Genomic DNA, 17,324 nt, shown 5'->3' on the forward strand with positions numbered 1-17,324 from the left:
ATGGGGAGTGCAGTCATGGGTGGGCTACGGCGGACACGGCTGTGGGTCGTCGCTGTCACAGCGAGCGCGCTGGTGGCCACGGGGCTGGGCACTGCCCCTGCCGTGTGGGCGACCCAGCGGCACGGACACAACATCGTGCACGTCCCGGCGGCCAAAGACGGCACCGCCGTCGCGTTCAAAGCCAAGAAGGCCACGAAAAGGGACCCGGCCCAAGCGGCTGCGGCCCGTACGGCCAGGGAACTGGCCAAGGCCACGGTCTGGCCCACCGCTTCCGATGTGACCCTGCCGGTGGCGGCCAAGACGGCCCTCGCCAAGACCACCCCTGTCGGCAAGCTGCCGCTCAAGGTGAGTGCCCCGACCACAGGGGCGGCCCCGGCCAAGGTGGCGGTCCGCGTAGCCGCTCACAAGACCGCGACCGACCTGGGCATCCACGGCACCGTGCTCTCCCTCGCCCGCGCCGACGGAAGAAAGGGCACCGGCAAGACCCGCCTGACCCTGGACTACTCCGGCTTCGCCAACGCCTACGGCGGCGACTACGCCTCGCGGCTCTCCCTGGTGCGCCTGCCTGCCTGCGCGCTCACCACCCCGGCCCTGAAGCAATGCCGGACGGCAACGCCGGTCGCGACGAAGAACGACATCGAGCACCACACCCTGACAGCCACGGCCTCGGTCAGCAGCTCAGCCGTGACGGCCCTCGCCGCGACCGCGGACGCCAAGTCCGGCGCCGGCTCCTACCAGGCGACGTCCCTCAACCCGTCCGCCGCCTGGAACGCGGGCGGCTCCGGCGGCGACTTCACCTGGTCGTACCCGCTCGGCGTGCCCCCGTCCAACGGTGGCCCGGCCCCCAACCTGGCCATCACCTATGACGCGCAGAGCGTCGACGGCCGGCTGCCGTCCACCAACAACCAGCCGTCCTGGGTCGGTGACGGCTTCGACCTCTCCACCTCCTACATCGAGCGCTCGTACGACTCCTGCGACGACGACGGCCAGACGGACAAACACGACGAGTGCTGGGCGAACGACAACGCCACCCTGGTCCTCGGCGGCAAGTCCAGCCCCCTGATCAAGAGCAGCACCGGCGACTGGCACCCCAAGACCGACGACGGCGAGCGCGTCGTCCACTCCACCGGCGCCACCAACGGCGACAACGACGGTGAGTTCTGGACCGTCACCACCCAGGACGGTACCCAGTACGTCTTCGGCAAGAACCAGCTCCCCGGCTGGACCACCGGAGCCCCCGTCACCAACTCCACCTACACCGTCCCGGTCTTCGGCGACGACTCCGGCGAGCCGGGCTACGACAAGGGCACCACGTTCTCCGGCCGCTCGCTCACCCAGGCCTGGCGCTGGAACCTGGACTACGTGGTGGACCCGCACGGCAACGCGATGTCGTACTGGTACACCAAGGAGACCAACTCCTACGCGCAGAACGGGACAACCGGCAACGGGACTGTCTACGACCGCGGCGGCTACCTCAAGCGCATCGACTACGGGATCACCGCCTCCACCGTCTTCGGCACCGCACCCGCTCAGGTCAACTTCACCACCGCCGAACGCTGCCTGGTGACCAGCAGTGAGACCTGCTCCTCGCTCACCTCCACCACCGCAGCCCACTGGCCGGACGTTCCCTACGACCAGATCTGCGCCTCCGGCAAGGCGTGCGACGCGAGTGGACCGACGTTCTTCTCCCGCAGACGCCTCACCGGTGTCACCACCAGCATCTGGGACGCGAGCCTGTCCACCCCCGGCTACCGTGACGTGGACTCCTGGGCGCTGGACCAGTCCTTCCTCGACCCCGGCGACGGCACTTCCGCCGGACTGTGGCTGAAGTCCATCACCCGCACCGGCAAGGACGGCTCGACCAAGGCCATGCCGCCGGTCACCTTCGAGGGCGTCCAGCTCTTCAACCGGGTCGACACCACGCACGACAACATCGCCGCACTGGTCAAGTGGCGTGTACGCAAGGTGACTTCGGAGACGGGTTCGGTCCTCACCGTCAACTACTCCGACCCGCAGTGCGTCGCGGGCACCACCATGCCCACCAGCCCGGACTCGGACACTCTGCGCTGCTTCCCGACCTACTGGCAGCCGCCGTACACGACAGACCCGCAACTGGACTGGTTCCACAAGTACGTCGTCACACAGGTCACGGAGTCGGACCCCACTGGCGGCGCGCCGCTGAAAGAGACCGACTACACCTACAACGACTCACCGGCCTGGCGCTACGACAGCGACAACATCACCGCCCCCGCCAAGCGCAAGACCTGGTCCGTGTGGCGCGGCTACGGCAGCGTCACCACGACGACGGGCGACGCGCAGTCCACCCGCACCAAGACGGTGGCCACCTACTTCCGCGGCATGGACGGCGACAAGCAGTCCGACGGCACCACCCGCAGCGCCAAGGTCACCGACTCCACCCGTACCTCGGTCATCGACTCCGACCCCCTGGCCGGCACGGTCCGTGAGTCGATCAGCTACAACGGCAGCGCCGAGGTCTCCGGCACCATCACCGACCCGTGGATCCACCAGACCGGCACCGACGGCACCCGCAACGCCACCTTCACCCGCCCCCACGCCGTCCACACCCGCACCGACCTGTCCTCCGGCGACACCCGCAACACCACCGTCACCACGACCTACGACGATGCGACCGGCGCGGCGCTCACGGTCGACGACGCGGGCGACGACGCCGTCACCAAAGACGAACAGTGCACGCGCACCACCCTCGCGAACAACACCACCGACTGGCTGATGGCCTTCCCCGTGCGGGTCGAGACCGTTGATGTTGCCTGCGCCGACGCCACGAGCCGCCCGGACGACGTGGTCTCCGACGTACGCACCCTCTACGACAGCCAGGCCTACGGCGCTGCTCCGAAGCTCGGTGACGAGACATCCACCCAGCGGCTGTCCTCCTACAGCAGCGGCAGCCCGGTCTACCAGACGGTCTCCACCAGCGCCTACGACACCCAGGGACGCATCCACTCCGTCAAGGACGCCGACCAGAACACCACCACCACCGACTACGTACCGGCCACCGGCGGGCCACTGACCAGCACCGTCACCACCGAAGTCGCCAAGGGCTACGCCACCACCACGACCTACGACCCCGCCCGCGGAACGGCCACGTCCGTCGTTGATCCGAACCTTAAGCGCACCGACTACGCCTACGACGGCCTCGGCCGCCTCACCGGCCTCTGGCTCGCCAACCGGTCCAAGTCCTCGAACCAGACCGCGAGCCTCATCTACACCTACTCGATCTCCAACACCGCGGCCTCGGTGGTGTCCACCGGCAAACTCAACAACGACGGCACCACCTACGACACCACCTACGCGCTGTACGACGCGATGTTGCGCCCCCGCCAGACACAGACCCCAGCACCGGGCGGCGGCCGCGTCATCGCGGAGACCAAGTACGACAGCCGAGGCCTGGCCGTCCAGTCGAACTCCGACTACACCGACGCCACCGCGCCGTCCGGCACGCTGGCGACGATCACCTCAGCGGTCCCCTCGCAGACCCTCACCACCTATGACGGTGCGGGCCGCGCCACGTCGGCCGACTACTACGCCGTCGGCACCAAGCGCTGGACGACCTCCACCGCGTACGGCGGTGACCGCACCACCGTCACCCCGCCCAAGGGCGGCATCGCCACCACGACCCTGACCGACACCCTCGGCCGCACCACCGAGACCCGGCAGTACGACAGCGGCAGCCCGTCCGGCTCGTCCACGTCCATCAAGTACACCTACGACGCGAAGAGCAGGCTGAAGGAAGTCGTCGACAACGACGGCAACACCTGGTCCTACGGCTACGACCTGATGGGCCGCAAGACCAGCTCCACCGACCCGGACACCGGCACGACCAGCACCGCCTACAACGACCTCGACCAGGTCACCTCCACCACCACTGCCGTCGGCACGAAGGACGAGAAGACCCTCAGCTACACCTACGACGTTCTCGGCCGCAAGAGCGGCATGTACGACGGCACCACCCAGGACACCACCCACCAGCTCGCCAAGTGGACCTACGACTCCCTGATGAAGGGGAAGCCGACCTCCTCGATCCGCTACCTCGGCGGCTCCGGCACCACCGGCAAGTCGTACATCAGCCAGGTCGGCGCCTACGACTCCCTCTACCGGCCGACCCTGACCCGGGTCACCATCCCCTCGGCCACAGGCGAGGAATCCCTCGCGGGCTCGTACACGTCGTCGATCGGCTACAACCTCGACGGCACCGTCCAGTTGACCTCCGACCCCGCGGCCGGCGGCCTGCCCGCGGAATCCCTGGAGTACGGCTACAACGACCTCAGCATGCCAACCACGCTGAAAGGCGCCACCGGCTACGTCCAGGACACCGGATACACCAAGCTGAGCGACATCGGGCAGATCACCCTCGGAGTCTCCTCCGCCGACACCGCCAAGTGGCTCCAGATCACGAACACCTACGAGAGCGGCACCCGCCGTCTCTCACGGGAACTCGTCACCGACGACACCCACACGCCCCCCGTCCAGGACACCTCCTACTCCTACGACGACGCCGGCAACCCGACCAAGGTCGCCACCCACGCCGACGCCACCGACGACGTCCAGTGCTACCGCTACGACGGCCACGACCGCCTCACTCAGGCCTGGACCGCCACCGACGGCTGCTCCGCAGACCCCTCCACCGCCGTCCTCGGCGGCCCCGCGCCCTACTGGCAGAGCTACGCCTACGACGCCCTCGGCAACCGCAAAACCCAGGTCAACCACGCGACGACCGTCGGCGGCAACGACACCACCACGACGTACGCCTACCCGGGCAAAGACACCACCGGCCAGACACACGCCCACACCCTCGACGCGTCGAAGAGCGTCACCGGGACCACCACGACCACCAACTCCTACACCTACGACGCTTCCGGTAACACCCGCACCCGCACCCTCAACGGCAAGACCCAGACCCTCGACTGGGACGACGAAGGCCACCTAGCCAAGGCCACCAACGCCGACGGCACGTCCGTCTCCTACCTCTACGATGCCGACGGCAGCCGGCTGCTCTCCCGCGACGACTCCGGCACCACGCTCTACCTCGGCGACACCGAAGTCCACCTCGCGAAGGGCACCACCACGACCACCGGAACCCGCTACTACAGCTGGGCCGGCCAGACCATCGCGGTCCGCACCAGTTCCGGCAGCCTCCAGTGGCAGGTCACCGACGCGCACGACACTGCCGAGACCGCCGTCGACGCCACCACCCAGACCGCCGTACGCCGTCGTCTCGACCCCTTCGGCAACACTCGCGGCGCCCAGCCCGCCTCCGGCGCCTGGCTCGGGGACAAGGGCTTCGTCAACGGCATCCAGGACACCACCACCGGCCTCACCCACCTCGGTGCCCGCGAGTACGACCCCACGATCGGCCGCTTCGTCTCCGACGACCCCCTCCTCGAACTCACCGACGCCCAGCAGATCGACGGATACACGTACGCGGCCGACAACCCTGTCACCGGCAGTGACCCCACTGGACTGTGCATGGACCCGGGCAATGGTCACTGCACACCCGACGACGGCGGTAAGAGGGGCTCCCAGGCGCCGGACCCGGCGTACGGCAACACCAACCCCGACAACAGCAGCCCCCACCACGGAAGTGGAGGCGGAGGCGGTGGAGGCAGCTCCCACCACAGCTGCGGCTTCTTCGGTTGCCACCTGTCCAACTGGGCCCACAAGGCCTACCACGCCGTTACGCAGCACCCCGTCATCGCCGCCGTCGTAGCCACCGCGGTCGTCGTCGGAGTGGTTGCCTGCGTCGTCGCCACAGCAGGCGGTTGCGGCGCCGTACTCGCGGCCGGCGCCCAAGGGTTCTCTGCGGGTGCCGAAGCGGGCAGCCTCGGGGCCGCCGCGGTTGGCGCGTCCGTTGGGGTTGCCGCAGAAGGCGGAGCCGTCATAGCCGGATCGTCGGCCATCGCCGGGGCGGGGGCGGCAGCCGTCGCCGAAGGAGCCGAAACCGCCTCCGCGTCCAGGGCAGCGACTAGCTCCGGAGCCAAGGCGGCCGACAGTGCGGCGGAGGGGACGGCCGGTTCCGGCGCGGCCAGGGGCGGTGAGCGTGCCGACACCGCCGCGCCCAAGAGCGGTGCCAGCGCCTGCAACCACAGCTTCTTGCCTGCGACCAAGGTCCTCATGGCCGACGGTCACGAGAAGCAGATCAAGGACATCAAGGCGGGCGACAAGGTCCGGGCCACCGACCCCGAGACCGGAAAGAGCCAGTCCCGCACCGTCGAGAAGCTGATCACCACAAAGCACGACAAGGACTTCGCCACCATCAGCGTCCTCGACGGCGCCAAGTCCTCGAAGATCGTTGCCACAGTGACCCACCCCTTCTGGGTCGAATCCAAACGAGCATGGGTCGACGCCGGCCATCTCGAGCCCGGGATGCAACTCCATACCGCCTCAGGTCTCACCGCCGCAATATCCGCCGTCAAGATCTGGCACCATCAGCACCTCACTCACGACCTGACCGTTAGCGTCACGCACACGTACTATGTGCTCGCGGGCGCCACGCCGATCCTGGTTCACAACTGCGACCTACACGACCTTGCCAGGACCGAATCGGCGAAATCGACCACGAGCAACACGGCTGGTGCCGTGGCCCGCGATACCTATACAGGGGAGTGGGCCTATGGCGAAAGCGGAATGATTCCCTCGCAGGTTCATCCGCAGTTGCAGGAGCGCCTTGACGTGCTGATGGAAGAGCACGGGGGCTCGTTGGAAGAGTGGCCAGCTGGCGAATGTGCAGAATTCAACGCCTGCAATAATCTACTGCTGAAGCAGCCCGGCGTCCGACTCGATGAAATGGAGTATGCGACAATCTATCGGGGCACAGGTGAGGACTTTCCATCCTGCGACAACTGTCGATTCCTGCTCGGAGGCGGCGGCGCCATGGAGGTGAACAACTGATGGGTCCGATAGATCCTGCAGTCGGAGACGTGGAATTGCTCGATTTCTTGAGGCGCATCGAGTGGTTTCCGGGTCGGCAGTCTGATCTGCGGCCTCATCTGGAGGCGTGGACCACGCACGATTACCGGGTGAGTGACGCCGTTCAGGATTTCATGGCAGAGTGCGGTGACCTCGGCTTCGAGTACCCGAGACATCCTGCCGTTGGTGGGTCACACACCTGCCTGGTATCCGGTACTGTCTCTGCCCCGCGAATCGCACGCAGGCTGGTCGCCTCGTATGAGACACGGATTGATCGGGAACTGTGTCCTATCGGGCAGTCTGCCAGCGGAAACCTGTTCTTGCTAATGGCTTCGGACGGAACCACGTATGGAGGTCACGATCAGTTCCTCGCCAAGATCTCCGACGATGGTTACCATGCTCTGCTCGATATTTCGAGAAGGGAGAAAATGATTCCTATCTGAGTGTTCTGTCGATGACCTGACGACAGGGACGCTGTTATTGGAGCTCGGTCGGATGCGTGAGACTCCTTGTCTGTAATTCGGGGTATCCGGAGTGGGGCAAGATGTTGCCATCAATTAACTCGGGCGCCCGGATTCCGTCGAGTGGCAGAGGAAACCTCCCCTTTCCGTCTCGTAATATCTTTCCAGCGTACCGGTAATTGTCGAATTTGCCGAGACTGAGCTGGGTCTGCTCGGCTGTGGCGAGAATCTTGTAGGCTGCTCGTCACTGTTCACTGATGGATCCTGGGTTTGGCGTGGAGACGTCGCACATTATGTGGGACGCCATGGTGTGGAACTGCCGACAGAATTCATTGAGCGGATGCAAGGGTTCGAATGGAAGCTGCCCGTCGACGCTGTCGATGCGTCGTTGGCGCGCTCGGAAGGTCGCATGGCAGGTCGTCTAACGAGTGGAGTAGCAGTGGCAAATCGTGAGGCGGCACGGCGTTCGGCGGGGACGGCGACTGCGTTGGACGTGTTGTTGCGCTGGGCTTGGATCCGGCGGCGTACGCCCGCTCAGGACATCGAGGACTTCAGGAACGGACAGCCGCTGCAGGTTGTGGGGTTCACCAAGAGTATTGGTGGGGCGGCGGTGGCTTCGGTCGGCAGAGGTAAGCAGATCGCGCGGCTCAGGCAGGGATATCTGCGTCTCGCCGTGGGGGAGGCGCCGGTCTGGAGCGACCGGCGCGGAGACAGAAGCGCGACTTTGAAGTCACCCTTTGGGCTCAAGCTTACGGGCGAGAAGGTGCCCATGGCGCCGAAGTTCGAGCGCTATGAACTGGTCACGGCCGACGGAACGTACGACCTGGCGGTTCCGAAGAAGGACGCAGAGCTTGTGCGGCATGTCTTCGGCCTGGCGTAGAGATGAGATTGCCGCTGGCGATCTGGAGTGCGGGGCAGTCGGGGCAGGTGTCCTGGATCGGCGGACCGGTGCGCCTTCGCTATCTGCTGGTGGTGGCGGTCGTGGGCGTGGCGTGTGCCCGAGGGCTCCTGGGGGAGAGGGGGCCCGAGCGGCTTTCCGTGCTGGCTGTGCCGATTCTTGTGCTTCCGGGCCTTCTGCTGCTGATCGCCTCACTGGCCAAGCCCCTTTTCGTCGACCGGTATGTGCTCTACAGCAATATCGGAATCGCGAGGGGCGGAAGCTGTCCCCGAGCCTGATGTGGGTGATGCTGGTTGTAGTGCCGGGCGTAGGCGTCCAGGACCTGCCGGGCATGGGTCTCGTTCCAGATCAGTAAGTGATCGAGGACTTCGCGCCGCAGGGTTCCAATGACTCGTTCGCAGTGCGCATTCATCCGAGGAGACCGCGGAGCGGTCCTCACGACCTCGATGCCGTCGGCCGCGAAGACCGCGACGCGGCGATCCACTCGCGGTGGGCGCGCAGCAGTGCACTCTGCCGCTCGGCGGCAGGCTGCCAGCCGGTGCCGCGCGTCACGACTGCGCCTTTGCCCGGGCGAGTTCCTTCAGCGCCATCCGGGCCGCCGGTGTTTTGGCCGCAGTCTGCCCGTACGGGTGTCCGGCGATGCGCCGGGACAGCTCCTGCAGGCGTCGCCGGTGAGCGGCGGTGGGCTGGAAGGAACACGTGCGAGTGCGCCTCGACGGGCGCCGGTCAGAGGCCGAACGCGCCGGGGCCGCGCGCATCAGGGCCTCGTAACCCCGGGTCGTCCAGCTCCGGCGACACATCGGCTTCGACCCCGAGTTCGTCCTCGCCGCCGAAGAGGGAAACGATTGTCGGCACGTCGGACTCCGGTTGCTGCCAGGTCAGCTGCGAGTCCAGCGGACTTTCGAATTCCGGCGGGTGATCGGGTTCGATCGCGGCGCCGGGACCCAGGAGCCGGTGTGGCCCTGGGGTACGCGGCGATTCCGGCTTGGAGGAGCGCGGGGAGCGCGGATGGCGTGGGTGCTGCGGAGATGCCGGCGTCGCAGGGTCGGCGGGAACAGGTTCGGAGTCCACCCGTCCGCGGGCCGACGGCGAGTCGGGATGCCGCCTGAAGCGAAGCCCCGAGTCGGGGGGCTTCAGTTCCCTCACGGACGGGCGGTCGGGCTCAGGCGCCGGTACGTCGACGGCTGGGGTCGGTAGCGATTCCGCCGCCGGGTGGGATGGTTCGGCGGCGCTCGCGTAGTGGCGCAGCAAGTCGGTCAGCTCATGCAGGTCGCGCACATGGAGGTTGTGCAGGGCCTCGCCGACGACGCGGGTCGCGTCGTCGACGAGGGCCAGGAAGGTGGGGTGCAGGACGTACTTGCCCACCTTGACCGCCGCCTCCAGCGTCATGTCGCCGCGGGCCAGGTCGGTGACGAGGGTGGCGGTCCAACCGTCGGGCGAGGAGTGCGGGAGCATCAGCCTCCCGAGGACGTCGAAGGCGTCGGCCGTGCGGCGCTCCCCGGGGTGCGGTACGTCGGCCTGGCCCGGTACGCCGGCCGCGCCGAGGTCGGCCTCCGCCCAGCTGTGCGCCCGCACATGCAGGGCGAGAGTGAGAGCGGTACGGACGAATCCCTCCTGCGCTGCGGCCCCGAGCGGCGGGTGGTCCGGCAGGTCGGGCCCCAGCATCGCCTGTGTCTGCCCCGCCAGCTTGCCGAGGGCCCACGTTTGCTGAGCCGGGTCCGGAGGGTCCCGCCGCAGCTCCCAGGCCGCGTCACGGGCGGCCCTCAGCACCCCGCGGGCCAGCCGGTCGAGGTCCTTGGGCGACGTGGTGGACCACGGACGCGGCCCCGTACGGTCGCCAGCTTTCACGCTACTCGGCTTCCCCTGCCGATCCGTACGGTCCTCGCTCAGCCGGCGCTGCGGACCCGAGTTCATCCCATCGAGGCGTGTGGGCCGCCGGAGTGGAGGGCTGCTGCGCGGTGTCGAGGACGGCCTTGCCGGCTCCTTGGGGCGGTCGCCTTCTGGCGACGGCGCCGGGGCAGACTCTCGCGTGGTGATGGCGGAAGGGCGTTGCGCAGTGCCCGGGACGGCGGGGTGTGACATGTCCGGGCGTACCCGTATCCCGAGGAGGGCGGCCACCAGTCGGCGGCCGATAGGAAGGCTGCGCTGCTGCTCCACCGTCGGGGGCCTACGCGTCGTCCGGTTGGCGCCCAGGACACTGGCGGCGATGCGCTTGAGCACGGAGAAACCTGAGGCCGTCACGTACTCTCCCCCTCCGTTGCGAATTGGTCTGACCCCAGCGTCGACCCTTCGGCTTTGGGGCATCCGATCGTGGAGCAGCCGCGCGTGGTGGCAGAGCCCTCGTCGTTGGTCACCGGCCGGCCGTTGGCCGCTGGCCCAGACGACGATCCGGGCTGCGCGTGGACTGCGGTGTTTTCGGTGTGTGCCGGTGGGAGGGAACCACCCGACGGTATGGGCGGTATGGGAGGCGTTTGCGGCGTCGCGGCGGGTGGGGGCGTCGGCTCGATGGTGGCCAGTGGCGACGATTGGCCGCCGCTGAGTGCGTCGCTCACCGACTGGATACGGCTGAGCTGAGTTAGCAGGACCGGCGCGGAGATGCCGACCACGATGGCGGCATACGCGCCGTTGATCTGCGCGGTGGTACCCAAGAGCACCGCGGCTCCCGCGCCCATACCGCTATGCAGCAGTGCCGCGACGGATTCGACCCCCGAGTCGAAGTACTCCTGGAATCGGGGAGGTTCACTCTCCTGCCCTGTCTGACGGTGAGTACGCCGGTCTCTCTGCCAGTCGAGGAACTGGGCGTAGATGTCCAGGACCCCGCGCAGTAGCCCGCCTGCCCCACCCAGCAGGATCAGCGTCGCCACGCCCACAACGACGCCCGGAGACCAGCGTATGGGGCTCCACCCCGAAGCCTCTACCACGAGCGTACGGCCGGCGAGCGGCAGCTGGCCACACCAACTGCGGCACGCGCAGTATGAGCACGGGCATGGCTGCGACGACTACCAGTGACCGTCGCAGCCATACCGGCGTCCCCGGCGCGTACGACAATTGCGCAGGCGAGGAGCCGCAGCCCGTCCCGCCGATGCGCTCATCCTGGACCGGGCAGCGTCAGAATGCTGTTGGTGATCTCTAGGCCGTGAGTCTTTGGCGGAGCTGCTGGAAGTGACTGGGGGGTCGTGGCGGGGCAGCCGGTGTGGTGCCGGAGGGGAAGTATCTGCTGAGTCGGACGATGTTGGTTCCGGCGGCTGTGAGCACGTGCTGGACGTGCGTCTTTGCCAGGCCGCGGTGCTGCATGGCGAACGAGGTGTCGGTGCCAGCCGTTACCGGTGTCGGAGGGCCGTTTCGACCAGCATCGGCGTGGCCTGGGGCTTTCAGCCGACGAGACCGTTGCGGTGAGCGTTCAGCCCGGATCCACCGGCCTGATGCCTGTGGATAGTTCTTCCGGAAACGAAGAAGTGCCTTGTGACCTGCGATGATGGGGTTTCTCTAGGACCACATCAGGCACGATCAGCAAGGCACTTCCGAGATGCAATCTTCCCATGCCGCGGCGGCGGTCTCATCCGCGTTCGATGACCCGAACCTGATCGCGTACGGCGGCCTGGAGCCGGTGGTGCGGCTGGCCGAGCGGTGCGGTCTGCCCGCGCTGGTCGGGGAGTACATCCGTCTGCCGACCTCGAAGGACGGCACCGGTGCCTTCCCCGCGGCGAAAGTGATGTCGCTGGTGGGCGGCATGGTGGCGGGCGCCGACAGCATCGATGACATGCACCGGCTACGGCACGGCGCGATGCGCCGCCTGTTCTCCGGTGTGCGGGCCCCGTCCACACTGGGATCGTTTCTGCGTTCTTTCACGCATGGGCATGTGAAGCAACTCCACGCCGTGGCCCGCCGGTTCCTGCCCGCACTGGCCCGTCACACCCCGCTGCTGCCCGGCGCGGACCAGGTCGCCTACGTGGATATCGACGACACCATCCGCCGCACCTACGGCTACGCCAAGCAGGGCGCCGGCTACGGATACAGCTAGGTCAAGGGCCTGAACGCGCTGCTCGGCATCCTCTCCACGCCCCTGTCCGCCCCGGTGATCGCCGCCACCAGGCTGCGCAAGGGACCTTCGAACTCCGCGCGCGGGGCGGCAGCGTTCGTCAACGAGACCATCGGCACCGCCCGCGCCTGCGGCGCCAGTGGCCTGCTGGTGATGCGCGCGGACTCGGCGCTTTACGGCGCCGACGTCGTCAACTCCTGCCGGGCGCTGGGCGCGCGGTTCTCCATCACCGTGCGGATGAACGCCTCCGTCAAGGCCGCCGTCGCCCGCATCGACGAGGACGCCTGGACGCCGATCAAATACCCCAAGGCGCTCTGGGACGAGGAGGGCCAGTGCTGGATCTCCGATGCCGAGATAGCCGAGACCGGCTACACCGCCTTCACGTCCAAGCCGAAGAAGCAGCAGGTCACCGCCCGTCTGATCGTGCGCCGCGTCAAACGCCTGAACGCCGGTGCCGTCCCCGCCGGGCAGGGCACGCTGTTTGACACCTGGCGCTACCACGCCGCGTTCACCGACTCCCCGCTCGCCTTGAGGGATGCCGAGCGTGATCACCGTCGGCACGCTGTCGTCGAGCAGGTGATCGCCGATGTCAAGAACAGCGCCTTCGCCCACGCGCCGTCCGGTCATTTCCAGGCCAATGCCGCGTGGCTCGCCCTGGCGGCCCTGGCACACAATCTGACCCGCGCCGCCGGCGCTCTGGCCTCCGCGTTCCATGCCAGGGCGACCACCGCCACCATCCGTGACCACCTGATCAACGTGCCCGCCCGCCTGGCCCGATCCGCCCGCCGCCTCACCCTGCACCTGCCCGAACGCTGGCCCTGGGGCGAGGACTTCGCCCAGCTGTTCAGCACGGTGCATGCACCGCCAGTCCTCTGACGCTCCCTGACCGACCTGCCCGAAAGGGCCCGAGACCTGTGGACAAAGTGGAAGAGCTGGGCAGACCAGCGGCTACCCTATGCCCGAATCCGCAACTCAGCCCCGACACGGCCTGCGCGACCCCGAAACGATCAACTGGGAATCAAGCCGGTGGATCCGGGCTGAGGGGGAGCCACCCGAAACGCCGAACCTTGCAACATCTCTTGCGACCTCTCTTGCGGCTACTCCTGTGCCTTCTCTTGCGACATCTCTTGCGCGAGCCTCTGCGGGAGGGTCGACGCATCCGCAGGTCAACCAAGGGTTCCGCGCATGGTCGGGGGTCTGACATCCCCTCTGCTGCCACTTTTCCCGCGCCGGTTGAAGGATGAGGGAGGAATGGGTGCGGTGGTGGGTGGGGTGGCGAGCTTCGGGGATTGGGGGCGGCCTGGTGTTGGTTGCGCGTCGGCTGGCGCCGCCGCGCCGTGCCGTGCTGCGGGCCGGGTGGACGGGCAAGGGTGGGGGAGGGGGAGCAGGGCAGGGCGGTTGCAAGTTCCGGGGTCGTGCGGCTGGTCGGGTTGTGACCGGTTGGGGCGCATAACAAGGCAGGCACGGGCTTCGTGATCATTGTGGTGTCTAAGCCAGATGATCATGAGGTGGCCCGTGCCTGCTGCTGCATCCTCTCCCCTACCTGCCGTGCTGGTGAAACTGGGCCCGCTGGACAGCGGCCGGATCGCCGACCTGCGCCCCTACTTCGACTCGGTGCCCGACCCGCGCGCACGGCGGGGCCGGTGGTACTCACTCACAGCGATCCTGCTGGTGTGCGCCTGCGCGCTTTAGGGATGTCACCTTCGCCGAGGACGCCTCCACCGTCCACGCCGGGACCGCACCACGGGCCATGGCGACCCTCCGCAACCTCGCCATCGGCGCGCTGAAAACCCTCGGAGCCGACAACATCGCCAAGACCACCCGGGCGATCCGCGACGAGCCCCAACGAGCACTCCCCATCCTGGGCATCACCAACAATCCGGACGCCCACGGAACTTGATCAAGCCCTGCACCAGTGCAGCACCACGAGAACATCGACTCACGGACAGCCGGCAGACTTCACCTCACCGCGTGAAGATCACCAACAGCATCCAGAAATTGAGCCAGAGCCGAAAAGCGTGACCGCCACGGCTTCTCACTGCAAGCGACGTCACACCGACCTCGACTGAACCCTTCACCCAGATGATCCGTCAGATCGCCAAGTGCACCTGGAGTACTGGGGCACCAGCACCCGAACGGGCGACCCGGTCCCGCCTGTCGCCGCACCTCAGGTTTCGCTCAACCGTGCGAACGGAGGCGGGAGTCGGCGCTAGGGTCTCTCCTCGGCGGCTGTAGAGGCCGTTGTCGACCAAAGAAAACCGAGGGGAACGCGTGCGCCGAATTTCGCGAATCATGTCGGCAGGCTGTGTCGCAGCGGCACTGGCCGTCATCAGCTCCACACCTGCGTCCGCCGCTGTGCCCATGAGTTGCCCGATGACCACGGGCTACGATTTTTCCGGCAGTCACAATTACTACCGGGACCTGGAACCCCGTTCCGGCGGCGACAGCGGTACGACAATCAGCATCACCTTCCACAAGGGAAAGACGACGACGTCCACCGTGGGCGGAGCGATCTCGGGCGAAGCGAAGGTGGTCGTCGTCAAGGCGTCGGCGGAGTTCGACTACCACTTCGCATGGCAGTGGACGAACAGCACGACCTACACGTGGTCGTGGAAGGTGCCGAACAACATGAGGCACGGTTACCTGCACGCGGGTGTGAAGGTCAAGTACACGAAGTGGAACTACAACCAGACGCAGCCCAACTGCACCACCAAGGTGCTGCGCAGTGGATCAGCGCGGCTGCTCTACAAGGGTCGCGAAACCTGGCACGGAAAGAGCTGATGCGCAGAAGACATCTGGCCGTACTGCCAGTCATCGTCATCCTGGCCGCCGGGTGTGGGGGAGGGGGAAATCGGGCTCCTGTGGGCAGCCCGTCGAAATCAGTGCTGGTGTCTGATCCGGACCGTCCCGACAGCGGAAAGGAGACGCCGGGCCATCTCGGACCCGGGACGGTCAAACTTCCTGTTTCTGCTGACCGGATCGCCGAACTAGGCGTCCGCTACGACTGTCTCGGACCTGGCGGTCTCACTGTCACTAGCGGAACCGGCCTCAGCGCCGAGGTCGGTGGCTGCGACGACAGCGCCACGTTCGGCGCCCGCATCAAGGCGAAGGATTTGCACGGCAGAAAATTCGCGGACACGGTCACCGTCACGGTCGGCAAGCGTACGAGGTGGCGTATGTCCGTGGACATCACCACCAAGGACGGTGTGAAGCAGACCGTCCACGGCTGATCGCGTGACGAGACCCCCGCTGATGCTGATCTCTGACTACGGGCTGACGCGGGGGCGACAAGTTCCAGGCCGGTTCCGGCCAGGAAACCGATGAGGAGTTCGGGGTGGCGCTGGGCGTAGCGCAGGGTGCTCTTCGTGGCCCAGTACTCCAGTCGTACTTCGTGATCTGACGGATCAACGGGGTGGTGGGTTCAGTCGAGGTCGGTGAGGCGTCGCTTGCAGTGAGAAGCCGCATCTCAACCGATCTTGAAACCTGCAGGTCGAACGGAGTTCCTGGTCGGGTGATCTTCCGGCCGTACGCGCATGAAGGCAGGGCCTCCTGGTAGCTCGGGGGTGCGACCCCATTCTGAGCGTTCCGGGAGGCCCTGTTGCAGGGCGGTTGCAAGTTCCGGGGTCGTGCGGCTGGTCGGGTTGTGACCGGTTGGGGCGCATAACAAGGCAGGCACGGGCTTCGTGATCATTGTGGTGTCTAAGCCAGATGATCATGAGGTGGCCCGTGCCTGCTGCTGCATCCTCTCCCCTACCTGCCGTACTGGTGAAACTGGGCCCGCTGGACAGCGGCCGGATCGCCGACCTGCGCCCCTACTTCGACTCGGTGCCCGACCCGCGCGCACGGCGGGGCCGGTGGTACTCACTCACAGCGATCCTGCTGGTGTGCGCCTGCGCGGCTGTCTCGGGAGCCAGGAGCATCGACGAACTCGCCGAGTGGGGCCAGCGTGCCTCGACGGCACTCCTGACGGCGATCGGGATCCGCCGCCACCTGCTCAGATGGCGGCGCACTCCGGCGCCGGCCACGATCGGCCGTGTGCTGGGGGCTGTTGACGGTGACGCCCTGGACCGGGTGGTCGGCGCCTACCTGGCCGACCGGCACCGCGCCGCCACCGAACCCGCCCAGGCTTCGTCGCCCTCCGGGTTCGGGCCGTCGCGTGTGATCGCTGTCGACGGCAAGGCACTCAAGGGATCAGCCCGTCTCACCGCGACACGCCGACATCTGCTCTCCGCGGTCACCCACGGCACCGTCGTGACCCTTGCCCAGGTAGAAGTCGGCGCGAAGACGAACGAAACCACACACTTCTGTCCACTGCTGGCACCGCTGGACCTGACCGGCACCGTCGTCACCTTCGACGCCCTGCACTCGGTCAAGTCGAACATCTCCTGGCTGGTCGAGACCAAGAAGGCCCACTACATCGCCGTGATCAAGACCAACCAGCCCACCGTCCACGCCCAACTCGCCGCCCTGCCCTGGCAGTCCATCGCAGTCCAGCACACCGCCTCCGGGGCTGGACACGGACGCCGCGAGTCCCGCTCAATCAAGACTTGCTCGATCGCCGACAAACTCGGCGGAATCGCCTTTCCCCACGCCCGCCTGGCCATCCGCATCCACCGCCGCCGCAAGCAGACCGGCCGGCGTGAGACCCGTGAGAGTGTCTACGCCGTCACAAATCGCGACGCCCACCAAGCCGGTCCCGCCGATCTGGCCGCCGCGATTCGCGGGCACTGGGGCGTGGAGAACTCCTCGCACCACGTCAGGGATGTCACCTTCGCCGAGGACGCCTCCACCGTCCACGCCGGGACCGCACCACGGGCCATGGCGACCCTCCGCAACCTCGCCATCGGCGCGCTGAAAACCCTCGGAGCCGACAACATCGCCAAGACCACCCGGGCGATCCGCGACGAGCCCCAACGAGCACTCCCCATCCTGGGCATCACCAACAATCCGGACGCCCACGGAACTTGATCAAGCCCTGCCC

11 protein-coding genes and 2 pseudogenes are annotated in these 17,324 nt (G+C 67.2%); 10 read left to right on the plus strand and 3 right to left on the minus strand.

Annotation, left to right across the window (positions count from 1 at the left end):
* Nucleotides 1–15: 15 nt before the first annotated feature.
* The 4 genes from ACIRA5_RS30425 to ACIRA5_RS30440 all read left to right on the plus strand — a co-directional run bounded on the left by ACIRA5_RS30425 (nt 16) and on the right by ACIRA5_RS30440 (nt 8,582).
* Nucleotides 16–6,927 (plus strand): polymorphic toxin-type HINT domain-containing protein, encoded by a 6,912-nt coding sequence (locus tag ACIRA5_RS30425; protein ID WP_403695918.1) that lies wholly within the window; start codon nt 16–18, stop codon nt 6,925–6,927.
* Nucleotides 6,927–7,388: an SUKH-3 domain-containing protein gene (locus ACIRA5_RS30430; protein WP_403695921.1), complete on the plus strand. Its 462-nt coding sequence runs from the start codon at nt 6,927–6,929 to the stop codon at nt 7,386–7,388. Before ACIRA5_RS30425 ends, ACIRA5_RS30430 begins: the two co-directional genes overlap by 1 nt.
* Before the next feature lie 328 nt (nt 7,389–7,716).
* Nucleotides 7,717–8,286, plus strand: a complete 570-nt coding sequence (locus ACIRA5_RS30435; protein WP_403695923.1) for a hypothetical protein — start codon at nt 7,717–7,719, stop codon at nt 8,284–8,286.
* Between the two features lie 2 nt (nt 8,287–8,288).
* On the plus strand, nt 8,289–8,582 hold the full coding sequence (locus ACIRA5_RS30440) for a hypothetical protein (protein WP_403696572.1): 294 nt from the start codon (nt 8,289–8,291) through the stop codon (nt 8,580–8,582).
* On the opposite strand, the pseudogene ACIRA5_RS30445 reads toward ACIRA5_RS30440, so the two are convergent.
* From ACIRA5_RS30445 to ACIRA5_RS30455, 3 genes and pseudogenes are all read right to left on the minus strand, one after another.
* Nucleotides 8,552–8,773, minus strand: a pseudogene (locus ACIRA5_RS30445) (transposase); the annotation flags it as partial. The gene ACIRA5_RS30440 and the pseudogene ACIRA5_RS30445 overlap by 31 nt on opposite strands.
* 257 nt (nt 8,774–9,030) lie before the next feature.
* Nucleotides 9,031–10,152 carry a hypothetical protein gene (locus ACIRA5_RS30450; protein ID WP_403695926.1) on the minus strand — a complete coding sequence of 374 codons (1,122 nt, stop codon included), beginning with the start codon at nt 10,150–10,152 and terminating at the stop codon, nt 9,031–9,033.
* Nucleotides 10,153–10,541: 389 nt separating this feature from the next.
* Entirely contained in the window at nt 10,542–11,168 is a 627-nt protein-coding gene (locus ACIRA5_RS30455; protein ID WP_403695929.1) for a hypothetical protein, read from the minus strand.
* A 662-nt stretch (nt 11,169–11,830) separates the two neighbouring features.
* On the opposite strand from ACIRA5_RS30455, the pseudogene ACIRA5_RS30460 reads away from it, so the two are divergent.
* The 6 genes and pseudogenes from ACIRA5_RS30460 (at nt 11,831) to ACIRA5_RS30485 (ending at nt 17,311) form a co-directional block, all read left to right on the plus strand.
* Nucleotides 11,831–13,219 (plus strand): annotated as a pseudogene (locus ACIRA5_RS30460) (IS1380 family transposase).
* Nucleotides 13,220–13,891: 672 nt separating this feature from the next.
* Nucleotides 13,892–14,035 (plus strand): hypothetical protein, encoded by a 144-nt coding sequence (locus ACIRA5_RS30465; RefSeq protein ID WP_403695931.1) that lies wholly within the window; start codon nt 13,892–13,894, stop codon nt 14,033–14,035.
* 58 nt (nt 14,036–14,093) lie between these two features.
* The gene (locus ACIRA5_RS30470; RefSeq protein ID WP_261707515.1) at nt 14,094–14,243 is read left to right on the plus strand and encodes a hypothetical protein; all 150 of its coding nucleotides are present in this window, start codon (nt 14,094–14,096) and stop codon (nt 14,241–14,243) included.
* Between the two features lie 473 nt (nt 14,244–14,716).
* The gene (locus ACIRA5_RS30475; protein WP_403695934.1) at nt 14,717–15,124 is read left to right on the plus strand and encodes a hypothetical protein; all 408 of its coding nucleotides are present in this window, start codon (nt 14,717–14,719) and stop codon (nt 15,122–15,124) included.
* An 80-nt stretch (nt 15,125–15,204) separates the two neighbouring features.
* On the plus strand, nt 15,205–15,573 hold the full coding sequence (locus ACIRA5_RS30480; protein WP_143669581.1) for a hypothetical protein: 369 nt from the start codon (nt 15,205–15,207) through the stop codon (nt 15,571–15,573).
* A gap of 496 nt (nt 15,574–16,069) precedes the next feature.
* Nucleotides 16,070–17,311 (plus strand): ISAs1 family transposase, encoded by a 1,242-nt coding sequence (locus tag ACIRA5_RS30485; RefSeq protein WP_403695938.1) that lies wholly within the window; start codon nt 16,070–16,072, stop codon nt 17,309–17,311.
* The last annotated feature ends 13 nt before the right edge of the window (nt 17,312–17,324 follow it).

It is taken from the genome of Streptomyces sp. NPDC096311 (assembly GCF_044763085.1).
Classification (GTDB): Bacteria; Actinomycetota; Actinomycetes; order Streptomycetales; family Streptomycetaceae; genus Streptomyces.

Coding starts and splice junctions, on each gene's coding strand:
- ACIRA5_RS30425 (WP_403695918.1), top strand. CDS start 16: ATGGGTGGGCTACGGCGGACACGGCTGTGGGTCGTCGCTGTCACAGCG.
- ACIRA5_RS30440 (WP_403696572.1), top strand. CDS start 8,289: ATGAGATTGCCGCTGGCGATCTGGAGTGCGGGGCAGTCGGGGCAGGTG.
- ACIRA5_RS30430 (WP_403695921.1), top strand. CDS start 6,927: ATGGGTCCGATAGATCCTGCAGTCGGAGACGTGGAATTGCTCGATTTC.
- ACIRA5_RS30470 (WP_261707515.1), top strand. CDS start 14,094: ATGGCGACCCTCCGCAACCTCGCCATCGGCGCGCTGAAAACCCTCGGA.
- ACIRA5_RS30475 (WP_403695934.1), top strand. CDS start 14,717: ATGACCACGGGCTACGATTTTTCCGGCAGTCACAATTACTACCGGGAC.